The sequence below is a fragment of the Acidilutibacter cellobiosedens genome, assembly GCF_004103715.1.
Taxonomy (GTDB): Bacteria; Bacillota; Clostridia; order Tissierellales; family Acidilutibacteraceae; genus Acidilutibacter; species Acidilutibacter cellobiosedens.
This window is the reverse complement of sequence record NZ_CP035282.1, coordinates 2,399,916-2,416,072: the sequence shown is the minus strand read 5'-3', so window position 1 is coordinate 2,416,072 and position 16,157 is coordinate 2,399,916. Positions and strand designations below refer to the sequence as shown.

The window sequence follows — 16,157 nt, the reverse complement described above, 5'->3', positions numbered from 1 at the left end:
ATAAAATAGAATATGGGAATAGGGAATATATTTTAGGGGGTATAAAGATGAGTTCCTTTACAAAGAGAGAACAAATAGTTATACTAATAATAGTTGTATTAATGGTTTTTATAACTATTTTGAAATTTGATAAAAAAGACAATGTCATTTCTTTGTCAGAAGAGAAAACAGTTGATGAAGCGGATGAGAAAGAATATGAAATAGAGGATGATATTACAAAAGATCAAGAAGAAAGTATAATGATCCATATCAGCGGCGAAGTGTACAAACCCGGAGTCTATGAAATGCAAAAGGGAGATCGGGTGAAGGATGCAGTAGATAAGGCAGATGGTTTGAAAAAAGATGCAGATATTGATAAAATAAACCTTGCTAAGAAGCTGGAAGATGAAGAAAAAATCTACATACCTGCAATCGGAGAAGAAATTGAAAATTATTCTGAAGATCAGACTAATGGTGAAAAAAATGATAAAATTGATATTAATAATGCAGATAAAGAAGAGCTGATGACTTTGAACGGTATAGGAGAAGTATTGGCCGATAGAATTATAGAATATAGAGAAAATAATAAATTTAAAACTATTGAAGATTTAAAGAATGTTTCAGGAATTGGAGATAAAAAATTTGAAAGCGTTAAAGAATATATAATCGTTAAATAGAAAAGAGGGATAATATGGTCAGGCTTACTCAATTGACAAAAAAAGCTGGTTGAGCAGCAAAAATGGGGCCGGATGCCTTGGCACAAGTTTTGTGCCAGTTACCACAATCTTATGATAACAATATAATAGTAGGTCTCGATACCTCTGATGATGCCTGTGTATATAGGATAAGCGATGAAGTGGCTGTAATAGAAACTTTGGACTTTTTTACTCCAATTGTTGATGATCCTTATACTTTTGGACAGATAGCGGCAACAAATGCATTAAGTGATGTCTATGCCATGGGTGGGGAACCTAAATTGGCATTAAATATAGTATGTTTTCCAAATTGTTTATCACCGGATATATTGGTTCAAATACTTAAAGGGGGATATGACAAAGTTCACGAGGCAGGAGCAGCTTTAGCAGGAGGCCATACTATAGAAGATGATGAACCGAAATATGGACTTTCTGTAACAGGATTTGTTCATCCTGATAAGATATTTACCAACAGCAATTCAAAATCAGGAGATGTTCTTGTGCTTACAAAGCCTTTAGGTATCGGTATTGTAAATACTGCAATAAAAGGTGAAATGGCAGATGAAAAGTCGTATAACGAAGCAGTTAAAGTTATGACGACATTAAATAAAGAAGCCAAAGATGCGGCAGTTAAAGCGGGAGCCAACAGTGTGACGGATATTACGGGCTTTGGACTCTTAGGTCATACTTTGGAAATGGCACAGGGAAGCAATGTTACAATAAAAATAAATTACAGAAGCTTACCCATAATAAAAAATGTGTTGGAATATGCCCAAATGGGTTTAGTACCTGCAGGGGCTTATTCCAATGAAAAACATGTGGGAGAAAAAGTATTTTTCAAATCTGAAATTCCGAGAGAAATAAAGGACGTCATGTATGATCCTCAGACTTCAGGAGGACTGTTGATTTCTTTGGAGAGGAAAAACTTAGAGGTGTTGTTGAAAGAATTGGAAAGGACTTCCCTTGAGTATAATGTTATTGGAGAAGTATTAAAAAAAGAAAGCCACTCAATTATAGTGGAATAAAAAGAGAGGACAGTTTTTATGGAAAATAAAAACCTATTTAAATTGATTCCTAAAGTTGATGAATTGTTGGAAGATAGCATTATAGAAAAATATATAGATTATGTTCCCAGAAAAATTATAGTAAATTCAATTAGAGATGAAACAGATTTACTGAGGAAAAAAATCAAGGACGGAAGAATTGAAGAAAAGGATTTAGTCAAGAAAATTGAAGAACTTCCTACGGTTATCGGAAAGAGAATTGAAGATAAAAATAAATTTAATTTAAGAAAGGTTATAAATGGAACAGGTGTAGTGCTTCACACCAATTTAGGGCGTTCTATGTTAAGCTCTTATGTCCTGAAAGGGCTTGAAGAAATTTCAACCAATTATTCAAATTTGGAATTCAATTTAAAAACAGGGGAAAGAGGCTCGAGATATAGTCATGTGGAAGAACTTCTTAAGAGCATAGCCGGTTGTGAAAGTGCAATTGTTGTAAACAATAATGCGGCGGCGGTATTGCTTGTTTTAAATACTGTTGCAAAGGAGAAAGAAGTAATTATTTCGAGAGGAGAATTAATTGAAATAGGAGATTCTTTCAGGATACCGGAAGTTATGGAGGAAAGCGGGGCTCATTTATTAGAAGTCGGAACGACAAACAAAACTCATTTATGGGATTATGAAAATGCAATTAATGAGAGAACAGGAGCTTTATTAAAGGTTCATACGAGCAATTACAAAATATTGGGATTTACTTCTTCCGTATCCGTAACGGAACTATGTGGGCTGAAGGATAAATATGGTATACCTGTTATTGAAGATTTAGGAAGCGGAACCCTTATTGATTTTTCTAAATATGGAATGGAATATGAGCCTACGGTACAGGACTCCGTTAAAAACGGAGGGGATATAATTACATTTAGCGGCGATAAACTTCTTGGAGGACCTCAGGCAGGTATAATTGTAGGCAGGAAGACGTATATAGATAAGATGAAAAAGAATCCCCTTACGAGGGCATTTAGAATTGACAAATTAACTTTATGTGCTTTGGAAGAGACATTGAGGCTTTATTTAGATGAAGAAAAAGCGGTAGAGATGATTCCTACTTTAAGCATGTTGACATTAAAATCGAAAGAATTGGAAAATAGGGGAATAAAGTTGTATAATAGAATTAAAGAGTGCATTGATAAAAAATTTGCGGATATAGATTTGGTTGATGATTATTCTGAGGTTGGAGGAGGTTCTTTTCCTATAGGAAAATTTCCGACCAAGTGTATAATGTTATCGTTAAAAAATATCAGGCCGGAGGAATACGAAAAGAGGTTGAGAAATTTCAAAGTGCCTATAATTGCCAGAATATATAAAGATAATATATATTTAGATTTAAGAACCATAATGCCTGATGATTATGATATATTAATAGAAGGACTTTTATATGGCTTAACAGTTGATGAAGGAGTGTAGAGTAAGTTGAAACACATTATCGTTGGTACCGCAGGACATATAGATCATGGCAAGACCACTTTAATAAGAGCAATAACCGGGAGAGATACAGATAGATTAGAAGAAGAAAAACGAAGAGGAATTTCAATTGATTTGGGCTTTACTTATTTTGATTTGCCGAGTGGAAAACGGGCAGGAATAATCGATGTCCCCGGTCATGAAAAATTCATAAAGAATATGCTTGCTGGAGCCATGGGAATGGATGTTGTCATTTTGGTAATAGGAGCAGATGAAGGAATAATGCCTCAGACTAAGGAGCATATGGCTATACTTGATTTACTGGGGACGAAGAAAGGATTTGTTGTATTAACCAAAATTGATTTGGTAGATGATGAATGGAGAAAATTAGTAGTAGAAGATATAAGAAATGAAACAAAAGGAACTTTTCTGGAAAACTGCGATATAATACCTGCGTCTTCAATGACGGGGGAAGGAATAGATAAAGTAATAAGTGCTATCGACAAAGCTGCTGATGAAGTGGAGGAAAGGGATTTCACGGGAACTCCAAGACTACCTGTGGATAGAGTGTTTGTCCTGCCAGGAATCGGAACCATAGTTACAGGGACTCTTCTTTCGGGAACTTTTAAAGTCGGGGATGAAGTTCAGATTTTCCCAGGAAATAAAGTTTGCAGGATAAGATCATTGCAGGTCCATGATGAGGATGTTTCAATAGCTTATGCAGGACAAAGAGTAGCTGCAAATCTTGCAGGAGTCAAAAAAAATGAAATTCAGAGAGGAGACGTATTAGGATATAAGGGTTCCATGAAAAAAACAATGATGATAGACGGTAAAATCAGATTGTTAAAAGATATTTCGAGAAGCATAGAAAACAGAACAAGGCTCCGACTTTATATTGAATCCAAAGAGGTATTATGTCGAATAATATTATTGGATAAGGAATCCTTATATCCGGGAGAAAGTGCATATGTCCAGTTGAGATTGGAAGAAGAAATAGTAGCTAAAAAAGGTGATAAGTTTATACTAAGGTTCTATTCTCCGATGTTTACTATAGGAGGGGGGGAGATAATAGAGGTTAATCCGGAGAAGAAAAAAAGATTTGATGAAAAGATTATAAAAGAGTTGGAATTAAAGGAAAAGGGAGATATTTCTCACATAATCGAAAAGATTATATTTGAAAAAAGCAGATTGTATCCTACAATCAAAGATATATCCATGTATTCCGTCATACCTGAAGAAAAAGTTGAAGAAGAAGTAAAGAAATTGAGCAAAGCAGATAAAATAATCTTATTTCCTCTGACAAAAGATACAGCCGTTATTCATAAGGATTATTTTGAGCGTTTGAAAAACAACATTATTAACGAATTAAATATTTATCATAAAGATAATCCTTTAAAAGCCGGGATTTCAAAGGAGGAATTGAGGAGCAAATATTTGAAGGATACGAAACAAAAGGTAGGGGATTTATTTATAAATTATATGATTGAAAAAGGGTATATTAAACAGGTAAAGGAAAGTATATCCTTAAAAGAATTTGAAATTAAATATAGTGATGTTCAGAAAAAAATCAAAGAGGAAATAGAAAAAGTTTATATGGATTCAGAATTAAATCCTCCTAATAAGGAGGAAATATTAAGAATAATGAAATATGATAAAAAGGAAACTGAAAAGGTATTTGCTGCATTGCTGGATGAGGGAATTATTTTAAAGATTAAAGATGACTTTTTTATTCATAAAGAAATTTATTTAAAAGCACTAAATATTTTAGAGGAATATTTCAAAAATAATGATAAGATATCCGTAGGAAATTATAGAGATTTATTGAATACAAACAGAAAAGCAGCCCTTAACTTACTAGAAAATTTTGATGAAATGAAAATTACAAAAAGAATTGACAATGAAAGAATATATTTAAAATAACGTAAAAGTTGTTTGATGGTTTATGGATACTCAGATTTGTTAAAATACGAGGTGAAATTTTATGGACACCAAGATATTAATAGTTGATGATGAAAAGATATTTGTAAAGGGATTGAAATACAGCCTTGAACAGGATGGTTATACAGTTGATACCGCTTTTGACGGCCATGAAGCTTTGGATAAAACCTTTAAAAGAGATTATGATTTGATAATACTTGATCTTATGCTTCCCGGAATTGATGGCCTTGAAGTTTGTCAGAGGATAAGGCAGGACTCTCAGATCCCGATTATTATGCTTACCGCCAAGGGAGACGATATCGATAAAATATTGGGATTGGAATATGGGGCTGATGATTATCTTACAAAGCCATTTAATATATTGGAATTGAAAGCAAGGATTAAGGCAGTGCTCAGAAGAATTAATATGAAAAATACGAAAATTGTAGATCAGGTAGTTCAAATTGACGATTTTACTATTAATACATTAGGAAGAAAACTTACGGTTAAAGGACGGGAAGTAAATCTTACTGCAAAGGAATTTGATCTGCTTCTCCTTTTGGTGACGAATCCCGGGAAGGTATTTACAAGGGAAGAACTTTTGGAGACTATTTGGGGATACGAATATTTTGGGGATTTAAGGACTGTAGATGTTCATATTAGGAGGTTAAGAGAAAAAATAGAAAAGGATTCCAGCCAAGCAGAATATATTCTCACTAAGTGGGGAGTTGGTTATTATTTTAGGAGTAAAGTTCAATAGGAGAAAATGGTTTTATAGTGTAAGGTGGAAATTAATTTCCACCTATTTGTTGTTACTTATGGTATCTTTATTCATTATTAATGCTGTTACAATCAATTCTATTTTGGAAAATTCCTTAGAAAAGAAAAAAGTTGATACTTTTGCGAAAGCAAACATCATCTCCATCAGAGTTAAAAATTATCTTTTAACCCGTAATATGGATTTAGCTTATATTAAATCAATGGTAAAGGAATATAGTAATGAAATTAAGTCGAGAATTATCATTGTTGATACAAATAATATAGTGCAGGCGGACTCAGGAGATACATTTGTAGGGGAAGTTTTTAAGCATGACGAGATAAATAGTGCTTTAAAAGGGATGGCAACTTCCAACATTCATAATTTTAAGATTATGGGACGAGTTATGTATGTAGCTGTTCCTGTTACTGTTGACAAAAATGTAATCGGGGCTACTCTTATATCTGCTTCTATCAACAGTATTTATGAAGAGGTTCAACATATACAAAACAAGATCATTATAATATCTATTGTAAGTATGCTGGTAAACATCTGCATCAGCTTTCTATTAATGGGTTTGATATTTCAACCTTTAGATGAATTTAAAAGAGTAATAAATAAGGCTTCCCAGGGAAATTTAAAAGAGAAGATAAATATTGAAACAAATGATGAGTTTAGGGATGTAGCAGATGCTTTTAATATGATGATACTTAAATTGGATCAGGCAGATACGGAGCGGAAAGATTTTGTAGCTAATGTTTCTCATGAGCTCAGGACTCCTCTTTCTTCCATAAAGATATTATCAGAATCTCTGCTGAGTGAAAATGAAGAAAATATAGAAATTTACAGGGAGTTTTTACAGGATATAGACAGTGAAGTTGATAGGCTGAATAATATAATCAGCGATCTGCTTTCTTTAACAACTTTGGGAAAGGAAAATATTATTTTAAATTATAGAACCACTTATATCAATTTTTTATTGGAGAAAATAGTTTTAAGTATGAAACCTTTGGCTGAAAAAAAATCCATAAAACTAACATTGATATTGGAAGAAAAGGTTCAGATATCAATAGATCAAGATAAAATTCAACAAGCTGTAATTAATGTTATAGATAATGCTATTAAGTATACTCAACAAAACGGATTAATTGAAATAAAATTATATACTTTAGAACAATATGCAGTAATTGCTATTAAAGATAACGGTATTGGGATACCTGAAGATTGTATCCCTCATATATTTGAAAGGTTTTACAGAGTGGATAAAGCCAGGTCCAGAGAAACAGGAGGGACCGGATTAGGTTTGTCTATTTCTTGGCAGATAGTGTCTCTTCATAAAGGAATAATTGAGGTTGACAGTCAGTACGGAAAGGGAAGTACTTTTTATATAAAATTACCTTTGCAGTAACTTTTATGATTCATTTAATTGGAGGAATATGCATGAAACGAGTAATTTCTATCATAATTACTATGCTCCTTTTAATTTCAATACTTTCTTCTTGTCAGAATTATGATGTAATATATGAAGGAAGTAATAATTATCCTCCCATCAGCCCTCTTCCGGGAGATAAGACCGAAATAGTGCTTTATTATCCTAATAATAAGATGAAATTTTTGCTTCCGGAAATAAGGTTGGTATCGAGAAGCAATGAGGAACTGGCAAATGTGGTGATTCAAGAGTTATTAAAAGGAACTGACAAAAATAAATTAAGAAATATTATTCCACGGGAAGTAAAACTGCTATCGGCGGAAGTTATTGACGATACGGCATATGTAAATTTTTCAAAGGAAATATTAAAAGATTATTCCGAGAAGGAAGAAGCATTTGTAATATATTCTATAGTCAACTCATTGACGAGTATTTCCTCTATAAAAAAGGTTCAAATCCTTATCGATGGGAAAATGAGGAATGTTTTGACAAAATATTACCTAATAAGAGAACCGTTATCATTCAGCTCATTAATTGTTAATAAAGATTACGCGAGTCCTATAGATATAGTGAAACAATATTATGATTATATAACTCAGGAAAATTTGAATGGGCTTTTGAGTATCATGAAAATAGAGGGTAATGATAATATTAATTATAATACGAAGGTAGCCTATTTAAAAAGTAATATAGATTATATAGATCAGTATAATTTAATAGGATATACGATGTCTGGTTATTCCAACAATATTGAAGTACTTACAGGAGTATCCATCAGTACAAAAGAGAAGGTTGAAGAAAAAAAGGTAGTGAATTTTAAAATTGTAAACGAGAAGGGAAACTTTAAAATAACTGAAACGAATTTTTAAAAACAACTTGTAATATGTCGTTTTATATCTTATAATGGTATTTGTTCACATGGGGGTAGATAGGTGCTGGTGTGCCTTCTGGTCTTCAAAATCAGTATAGGGCGTTAATAGCGTCCTGGGTGGGTTCGATTCCCACATGCTCCCGCCATTAATTATATGCGGCTTTGGCTGCTTTTTATATTATCTGAAATTTTTCAAAGAAAACTTACTCAGGTAGGTTCTTTTTTAATGCAATTTTGGAGGTGGCAGCTAAGATAGAAAAAAGAGGTCTTTGTTGGACCTCTTATCTATCTGTTATACCGAGTTGTTTTTTTAAAGCTGATTGTAAAACATAGGAGAAGTTTACGCCTTCACGTTCAGCCATGGTATTTAACCATTGCGGAATTGTAAGAGTTTTTTTAACTGCTTTATTATCGTAAAACATACGGTATTCAAGAGTATCAACTCCGATTATTGCTACAAAGGAGTTATCATCTTTTACAATATCCTTTGGATTGGAAGGTGAGGGAATTGGTTTATTAGTTTCTTCCATATCATATAGACAAAGGCACAATACATCTTCTGCCATTTCATAAGCTTCTTTTAAATTATTTCCTTGAGTATAGCAACCTTCAATATCAGGGAAGTTTACAGAATAACTTCCATTTGATTCAGGGGTAAATATTGCCGGAAATAAATATTTAGACATATGATACACCTCCTTAAGTGTATTATTTTCATTTAGATGCAGGATTATTTCAACCCTGCATCTTTTAAAATGCTTTTGAGAGTGCCGCCGGCAACTTCGGTGTTATGCCTTGGCACCGGGAAGGTCTTATCAGTTATGGGACTATAATAAATATCATGCTTCTTCCCATGACGATAAAGACGAATTCCATTACTTTTAAGTAGTTTTAACAATTCACTTGTTTTCATTATCTTCCCTCACTCTCTATAAATATTATAGCACGTATTAACACGTATGTAAAGAAGAATTTATAAATTATTTAAATTAATTTTGGAGGTGGCAGATTGGAACAGCAGCTTTTCAAATTAGCAGCAGGTAACGGTATTTGGTCTGCATTATTTGTGTTTCTCTTTTTATATGTACTGTATGACAGTAAAAAGAGGGAGAGCAAGTATCAGGAGACCATAAAGGAAAATCAGGATATTATAAAGGAGTTATCTCAGAAATTCGGAATAGTGGAAGACATTCAAAATGATGTTACCTGTATAAAGGATGAATTAAAAAATAAATAAAGGAAAACTAAAGGAATTTTATAATCTTTGATTAAATTAATCTATATTGACTATAAATCGAAAGGGCTTCCATTAAAGCAGAATACGTTAAGGAAGCCTTTTTGAAATTTATTTAAGGCTAAATTTTTATTAAGATAAATTAAATTTTCTTATATTTTATAAAAAAATTTTAAATTAAGAATAGTAAAATTTGATTTTAATATCTATTTATATATTACAGGGTAAAATAATCCTGAAATAAAAAAGACCAGCTAATTAAAGTCAATAGATTTTAGCAAAATAATATTAAATATTTTTTGAAAAATTAATAATAAAAAAATGCACACCTAATAAACCAATGATTATTGGTTTAAAAAACGAAGCTGTTATTTAAAATTGTTCTTTGAAAACTAAACATTAAATACAGATCATTAGGCTACTGAAGACCTAGTAAGAAGTAGTTCCTCATGCTCTTCTGGGGTTCTTAGCTCAAAAGGCTTTTTGTCTCTCATGACGGCGAATATAATATTTACTAATTTTCTCATTACAGCACCTAATGCAACCTTTTTGGGCTTGTTTGTACACTTTTTTTGGTAGAACTCATAGAGCACTGGATTAGTTTTGTCACCATTTCTCTTACTTCGAATATTGGCTAAAGCAGTTGTAAAGATGACCCTACGAAGCAATCTAGAGCCCCTTTTAGACATTTTGTTACGGGTTCCGGTGAATTCACCCGATTGATTAACAGAGGGGTCAATTCCAAAGAAAGCTACAAGTTTATTGGGGCTAGAAAATGCAGAAAAATCACCAACCTCAGCAAGTATCGTGGCAGCAGTTAGTATCCCGATACCAGGAATACTGCATAGCAGATTAATAATAGGTGCCAATACAGGATTATCTTCTAAAGAATCTGCTAAAATAATTTCATTAATTGCGTCAAGTATGTCTTTTTGGGCATCTTGTAAGGTTCTTACCATGGAAATATTAACTTTGAGAATGGCTAGATTTCCAGGGTTATTGATGCTTAAATCTTTAAATTCCTTAGCTTTTAAAACCAAAAGTTCATATTTTTCAGTGGACCACGCTAAACCTTTTTTAGAAGTTTTTTCAATAAGTGATATTAATGTTTGTTTGTTAGCCTTTAGAATTTGCTTAGGTGAAGGATACCTATCAAGTACTGCTAAGGCAGTGTTTGAATATACATTTTGGAAGACATCTGTAAAGTTTAGCATTACTTGATCAATAATGCCAATAAGCCTATTCTTGTAAGTAGTAAGTTCATCACCTAACTTGTAATATTGGCGACAAAGGCTTTTAAGGCAGTCAATAACATCATCAGGAACAACAGTAGTCTTAATAAAAGAAAACCTATAAAGCAATGCAATCTTATGGGCATCAAATTTATCATTTTTTACTTTCCTTATTCCAATATTTTTGATAGAATCAGATTGGATGGGGTTTATGATAGAGACCTCAAATCCAGAATCAGAAAGATAGTGGAAGAGGATTTTGTGATAGTGCCCAGTGGATTCTAAGACTACGACAGGCCTAATTGCAAAATCCTTTTCTGCTTTTTGCAATAGACCTATAGCCTCTTTAATACTGTCAATTGAATCATGATAGATCTTAATACGATGATAAATCTCATTATTAGGGGACAAAATACACATCTCACTAAAATTTTTACCAACATCAATTCCAGCTACAGGTGGATAATCCATAAGAAACCTCCTAAATAAAGTATTTGGATTTAGAAATCCATTCCTTCTCAAATAAGTACACAACCTTGCATGTGACACGAGGAACCAGTGTTAACTGGCCTCAACCAGCCAAATAATGTAATCTTATGAGAATGGATAGATACTCTTTTTTACAGGTAGTCGCATAAAGGCGTCCTAGGAGGAATTGCATCAACCTCCAAATCCATAAATTAATTATACAATATTGTTCATGGTTCAGGCCAAATTAAACTGGCTTTATGGCTAGGGTGAGAAGCCAAAGAAATGTATTTAATGATTAGAAAAGAAGACTATATTATTATTTAAGAAATTGATAATTATTACAGTGGAAAACTGTAATTTGATTATAACTATATTGTACAAGGGGGATTTATTATGGCAAAAGTATTTTTGGATGCAGGTCATGGAGGCAGAGATCCTGGAGCCGGAGGAAACGGAATACAAGAAAAAAATATAACACTGCCGGTGACGTTAAAAATAGGGGATATATTAAAGAATCATGATATAAATGTAGGTTATTCAAGGACTACAGATATATTCGTGGAATTAGAGGATAGAGCTTCGCTGGCAAACAACTTTGGAGCAAATGTATTTGTCTCTGTTCACTGCAATGCTTTTACGGATTCTTCGGCTAAGGGAATGGAAACTTACAGCTATCCTGGAAGTACTTCAGGGGGAAAATTATCGAAAGATGTACACGACAGTATAATTTCAGAAGGGGTATATACTGTGGACAGAGGGATGAAAACAGCCAATTTTGCGGTTCTAAGGCTGACAAATATGCCGGCGACTCTGATAGAAACAGCGTTTATAACAAACGCCCAGGATGCCAATATATTAAAAAACAGACAGGATGAATTGGCATTAGCCATAGCAAAGGGTATACTGAAAAATTTGGGGATACCCTACAGAGGAACGACTCTTTATAAAGTGCAGGTAGGGGCTTTTGCAATAAAATCAAATGCAGATAATCTTGCCGCTGAGCTTCAGGAAAAAGGATACGATGCTATAGTAGTTTATGTGGGAGGATTATATAAAGTACAGGTGGGGGCATTTAACATAAGAGAAAATGCGGATAATTTAGCAGCAGAGTTAAGAAGTAAAGGCTATGATGCTATAGTAGTATCATAAAATGAGTGCTGATTAAGAGCCTATGTTTTAGATTGCAGGAGGGAAATAAATATGTATAATGATTTTATGACTTTAGAGACTTTGGGGACCTTTGCCGGTCTAGTAGCGGCGGTAACTTTAATAGTTCAGTTCTCAAAATCAATAATCAAAAATAAATTTGGAGATGCTTTTGTAAGACTTTATACTTTCTTGATTGCCCTTGTACTTGCCTTTGTATTTGCAAGAACGGGACAGGGGATTCAAGGAGTTGTTCTGACAATAATAAATGCTGTCATTATTTCTGTATCGTCTATGGGAACCTATGAGATTATAACAGATCCGAAATCAGAAAAGACAAGAGTGAAGTAGAATATAAAATTTTAATATAAGAAATAAGTTATATAGCCGAAAGACGAGAAAAATTGGTCAGGATTAATTCCTGGCCTTTTTTTATAACTCATAGGAAAATCATAATTTTCTTAAATGTATTTCCCACAACGTGGGTTTCAAAAAAGGCCTTCTTAATTTATTAAAGGCGGTTTAACATAAAAAATTTATTTAATATTACTTGGAATATGATGTTAACTTAGTATATAATTTGATTGAAGAGTTCGAGGACAGGTATTCGAAGATGCTGATAGAAAATTAAGCTTGTCAGATTTGAGTTTAAATCAAAGGGGGAGAACATGGATATATGAGAGATATTCTATTCGGCGACAAGAAAGGAATTATCAAATTTTTTATCGGAATTGTTTTTTCCGCAGTAACTACGATTCTTTTGCAGTTGATCTTTACCGTCGTACTTTATGCTGTTTCGCCTGCTTCACAATTGAGCTTGAAGGCGGTTCTTTTTATTTTAATCACAATAAGTATTTTGAATCCGATACTTTATCTTATTTCAAGGATTTTCAGGATCGGTTTCATTCGTGATGCGTTAAGTGAAATTCGAAAGAAAATTTTTGAAAGCGTTTTACATAAGAGTTATAAAGAATATTTCGAACATCTAACTTCCGAATACCTGTCAAGGCTTACTAACGACATTTCTCAATTTGAAAGCAATTTTTTTCCCGTGCTGCTTGAAAACATTTCAGCAATTCTTGTTTACATCTTTTCATTCGGAATAATTTTTATAAATAACAGAAAAATCGCATTGGGTTTGTTCTCAGCGAGTATGCTTTTTTTAGTCTTTACCTTCTTCTTAAGAAAATATACAAAAGAATTACAGTTAGGAGTAAATAAGACAAACTCAAAGCTTATGAAAATCTTCTCCGATTTTTTAGGCGGACTTCAGGAATTGAAGATGAATCTTGTTGAGAAAGCTTATGCTGACAGGATTAATTGGAATGTGGAACTTAATGAGAAAGTCAAGTTTAATCAACAATTTCTCTATTCTATCCTAAGGATTGGCAAAGAGTTTTTCAGTATTGTCACTCCGATTATTATATTCTATATTGGGATAATGTATTTTGACTTAGAAATCAGTTCAAAACTTTTGTCTATAGTTTTACCCTTTTCAATTTCAATGTTTTCGTCAATTTCCGAAATAGGTTTTTCATACAACAGAATGAAGGCTGCATATGACATTTTAGACGGATATATTTCAGAAAAAACAGCAGATGATTATGATATCGGAAGGGATTTCAGATTTGAGAAGGAAATTGAAATCAAGGATTTTTCATTTGCTTACGACAGCAGAAAAATATTACAGTCCTCCGATTTTGAAATTGAAAGGGGAAAGAAATACCTTCTTCTGGGGAAAAGCGGTTCGGGGAAATCCACATTTTTAAAGTGCATATCCGGTATGAATAAATCTTTTTCAGGTGAAATCAAGTATGACGGCTGTGATATAAGGAAAATAAGCCTCAAAAAATATTTTGAAAACGTATCCTTTCTCACCCAAGATGTATTTTTATTCAACGATACCGTTGAAAATAATATTAAGCTCTATAAAGCCGAAAGTGAGGAGCTGTATCAGAAAATCATCCGATTGATGGGTATAGAAAAAATCACTTCGGACAATAATCCGTATTTAACCTTATCAGGAGGAGAAAAAGAGAAGGTCTCACTGGCAAGAGAATTGATAAAAGAACCGAAATTGATTCTCCTTGATGAAATGACAAAAGGCCTTGATGAGGAGAACTCAAGAAGAATAGAGGATATTATTCTGTCGGGAGATTTTACCGTAATAAATGCAACCCATAAACTTATAAAGGATATTCACATTAAATATGATTATGTAATTCAAATTGTTGATGGGAAAATACGGCTTATGGATTCGGCTTCATATTGGAGGAATAGAGATGAAAAATAAGAAAAGGATAATTTTATTCCTTGTCATTTATATTATTTTTATTTTAATCCTCAATATAGTTAAATACAAAGCATTACTTTTCATGGGGGATTCCGTTGATTTTTTGATTAGCAGAAGCTCAAGGGTACTCAAGACGGTTAGAAATTTTCTCCTGTTGGAGATTATGTTGCTGATAATTTCCATGGCTGCTGATTACTTCAAGCTGAATGTGAAGAAAAATACAATGAAATTCTTAAAGTCCGGTTATCTGAATATGATCTTAGAATCCGATTCCTTCAGCTTAAAAGAAGCCGGTATAGGAAAGTTTTTATCCAATTTTACAAACGATATGGCTGCCGTAGAATCAGATTTTTGCGGAAATCTTCTTGATATGATTTATCATATTTCAAATTTTGTATTGGGGATTGTAATTCTTATGAAGATTGATTATAGATTTTTGATTGCGATTTTGTTTATATCCGTCGGAATTTCCGTTTATATAATAAAAACAGCATCATTCCTTCAAGAGAAATATGGTGAAAAAAGCGAGATATTTGGCCAATATACCTCTTACGTCAAAGAAATACTTTCAGGTTATACGATCATCAAAAATAACAACTTATTTTCAAGGGTTAAATCCGACTTCGAAACCGTCAATAAAAACGTTCAGGATAAGGGCTATGAAATAGACAAATTCCTAACATACATATCAGCTATACATCAGCTCATATACATTTTGAGCTTTTCAGTACTCCTTGTCATGTCACTTTATATGTATAAGATCGGTTTGATTACAATAGGAACGATTATCATAATTTCGAACTCCTCCGACAAAATCATATCCCCTACGGTAATGGTAACAGTTTCAATTCCGAGATTAAAGGGAGGGTATTCGATTCTAAAGAGAATAATCGCAAAATTCGGAGTAAAAAATGATGTTACTGAAAAGAAAAAACTTAGGGACAGGGTAAAAAGCATTGAATTTAAAAATGTTCAATATGATGCCGGAGGCAAGGAGATAATCAAAAATTTTACCTATACTTTCAATACCTCCTTGAGCTATTTTATCTATGGGCTTTCCGGGTCGGGAAAATCAACAATAGTCAAGCTCTTAATCGGATATATTTCTCCCGATTCAGGGGAAATATTGATTAACGGAGATTCCATTTCGGGTATTCAAACAGATGATTATTACGGCAGGATTCAATATGTCCCTCAGGATATCTTCCTGTTTGAGGATACGGTTTTAAATAATATTACAATGTTTTCTAAGTGTGAACAGGAGAAGCTCAATAAGGCAATTGAATTGTCGGGCCTTAACAAGTTTATTTCCGAATTGCCTGCCGGATTGAATACTGTTATTACGGAAAACGGAACAAATATTTCCGGAGGGGAGAAAAGAAGAATAGGGGTTGCAAGAGCAATTGTAAAAGATCCCGATTTGATTGTTCTCGATGAACCCTTTGCGGATTTGGATTCTGACATTGTTGAAGGGATCGACGGTGCTTTATTGAAGCTGAAGGATTCGGGGTTTATAGTTATCAGTCACATTCGGTCTTCCCATTTCAATTCTTATAATAAAAAAATTGAGATCCTCAACGGTATAATTTCGAAATAAGGTGCTTTTTATAGCTTTAAAAAATAAATTCTAAATATTGGAACAATACTGGTTTTTATGGTACTATGTATATG

15 protein-coding genes and 1 tRNA gene are annotated in these 16,157 nt (G+C 33.1%); 13 read left to right on the top strand and 3 right to left on the bottom strand.

Going from position 1 to position 16,157, the window contains the following annotated elements:
- Positions 1 to 47 precede the first annotated feature (47 nt).
- The 8 genes from EQM13_RS11635 to EQM13_RS18095 all read left to right on the top strand — a co-directional run bounded on the left by EQM13_RS11635 (position 48) and on the right by EQM13_RS18095 (position 8,256).
- The gene (locus tag EQM13_RS11635; protein ID WP_071138965.1) at positions 48 to 656 is read left to right on the top strand and encodes a helix-hairpin-helix domain-containing protein; all 609 of its coding nucleotides are present in this window, start codon (positions 48 to 50) and stop codon (positions 654 to 656) included.
- Positions 657 to 670: 14 nt separating this feature from the next.
- Positions 671 to 1,699, top strand: coding sequence for a selenide, water dikinase SelD (gene selD, locus EQM13_RS11630; RefSeq protein WP_114218109.1), 1,029 nt, complete (start codon positions 671 to 673; stop codon positions 1,697 to 1,699).
- A gap of 18 nt (positions 1,700 to 1,717) precedes the next feature.
- Positions 1,718 to 3,139: an L-seryl-tRNA(Sec) selenium transferase gene (selA, locus tag EQM13_RS11625; RefSeq protein ID WP_128752738.1), complete on the top strand. Its 1,422-nt coding sequence runs from the start codon at positions 1,718 to 1,720 to the stop codon at positions 3,137 to 3,139.
- A gap of 6 nt (positions 3,140 to 3,145) precedes the next feature.
- The gene (gene selB, locus EQM13_RS11620; RefSeq protein ID WP_128752736.1) at positions 3,146 to 5,056 is read left to right on the top strand and encodes a selenocysteine-specific translation elongation factor; all 1,911 of its coding nucleotides are present in this window, start codon (positions 3,146 to 3,148) and stop codon (positions 5,054 to 5,056) included.
- Between the two features lie 61 nt (positions 5,057 to 5,117).
- Positions 5,118 to 5,813, top strand: a complete 696-nt coding sequence (locus EQM13_RS11615; RefSeq protein ID WP_114218106.1) for a response regulator transcription factor — start codon at positions 5,118 to 5,120, stop codon at positions 5,811 to 5,813.
- Positions 5,814 to 5,871: 58 nt separating this feature from the next.
- Positions 5,872 to 7,218, top strand: a complete 1,347-nt coding sequence (locus EQM13_RS11610; protein WP_206172689.1) for a sensor histidine kinase — start codon at positions 5,872 to 5,874, stop codon at positions 7,216 to 7,218.
- 32 nt (positions 7,219 to 7,250) lie between these two features.
- The gene (locus EQM13_RS11605) at positions 7,251 to 8,108 is read left to right on the top strand and encodes a GerMN domain-containing protein (RefSeq protein WP_071138970.1); all 858 of its coding nucleotides are present in this window, start codon (positions 7,251 to 7,253) and stop codon (positions 8,106 to 8,108) included.
- A gap of 51 nt (positions 8,109 to 8,159) precedes the next feature.
- Positions 8,160 to 8,256, top strand: a tRNA-Sec gene (locus EQM13_RS18095).
- A gap of 135 nt (positions 8,257 to 8,391) precedes the next feature.
- On the opposite strand, the gene EQM13_RS11600 is transcribed toward EQM13_RS18095, so the two are convergent.
- Entirely contained in the window at positions 8,392 to 8,796 is a 405-nt protein-coding gene (locus EQM13_RS11600) for a type II toxin-antitoxin system HicB family antitoxin (protein ID WP_114218105.1), read from the bottom strand.
- A gap of 44 nt (positions 8,797 to 8,840) precedes the next feature.
- Positions 8,841 to 9,023: a type II toxin-antitoxin system HicA family toxin gene (locus EQM13_RS11595; protein WP_071139177.1), complete on the bottom strand. Its 183-nt coding sequence runs from the start codon at positions 9,021 to 9,023 to the stop codon at positions 8,841 to 8,843.
- Between the two features lie 96 nt (positions 9,024 to 9,119).
- Here EQM13_RS11595 and EQM13_RS11590 point away from each other — a divergent pair, with 96 nt between their 5' ends.
- Positions 9,120 to 9,347 (top strand): BhlA/UviB family holin-like peptide, encoded by a 228-nt coding sequence (locus tag EQM13_RS11590; RefSeq protein ID WP_114218104.1) that lies wholly within the window; start codon positions 9,120 to 9,122, stop codon positions 9,345 to 9,347.
- A gap of 410 nt (positions 9,348 to 9,757) precedes the next feature.
- Here EQM13_RS11590 and EQM13_RS11585 read toward each other — a convergent pair whose 3' ends face one another.
- On the bottom strand, positions 9,758 to 11,047 hold the full coding sequence (locus EQM13_RS11585; RefSeq protein WP_128751741.1) for an IS110 family RNA-guided transposase: 1,290 nt from the start codon (positions 11,045 to 11,047) through the stop codon (positions 9,758 to 9,760).
- Positions 11,048 to 11,440: 393 nt separating this feature from the next.
- Here EQM13_RS11585 and EQM13_RS11580 point away from each other — a divergent pair, with 393 nt between their 5' ends.
- The 4 genes from EQM13_RS11580 to EQM13_RS11565 all read left to right on the top strand — a co-directional run bounded on the left by EQM13_RS11580 (position 11,441) and on the right by EQM13_RS11565 (position 16,083).
- Positions 11,441 to 12,196, top strand: coding sequence for an N-acetylmuramoyl-L-alanine amidase (locus EQM13_RS11580; protein ID WP_114218103.1), 756 nt, complete (start codon positions 11,441 to 11,443; stop codon positions 12,194 to 12,196).
- Positions 12,197 to 12,247: 51 nt separating this feature from the next.
- Positions 12,248 to 12,544, top strand: coding sequence for a hypothetical protein (locus tag EQM13_RS11575; RefSeq protein ID WP_128752734.1), 297 nt, complete (start codon positions 12,248 to 12,250; stop codon positions 12,542 to 12,544).
- 325 nt (positions 12,545 to 12,869) lie between these two features.
- Entirely contained in the window at positions 12,870 to 14,486 is a 1,617-nt protein-coding gene (locus tag EQM13_RS11570; RefSeq protein WP_114218102.1) for an ATP-binding cassette domain-containing protein, read from the top strand.
- Positions 14,476 to 16,083: an ATP-binding cassette domain-containing protein gene (locus EQM13_RS11565; RefSeq protein ID WP_161567235.1), complete on the top strand. Its 1,608-nt coding sequence runs from the start codon at positions 14,476 to 14,478 to the stop codon at positions 16,081 to 16,083. Before EQM13_RS11570 ends, EQM13_RS11565 begins: the two co-directional genes overlap by 11 nt.
- Positions 16,084 to 16,157: the final 74 nt, after the last annotated feature.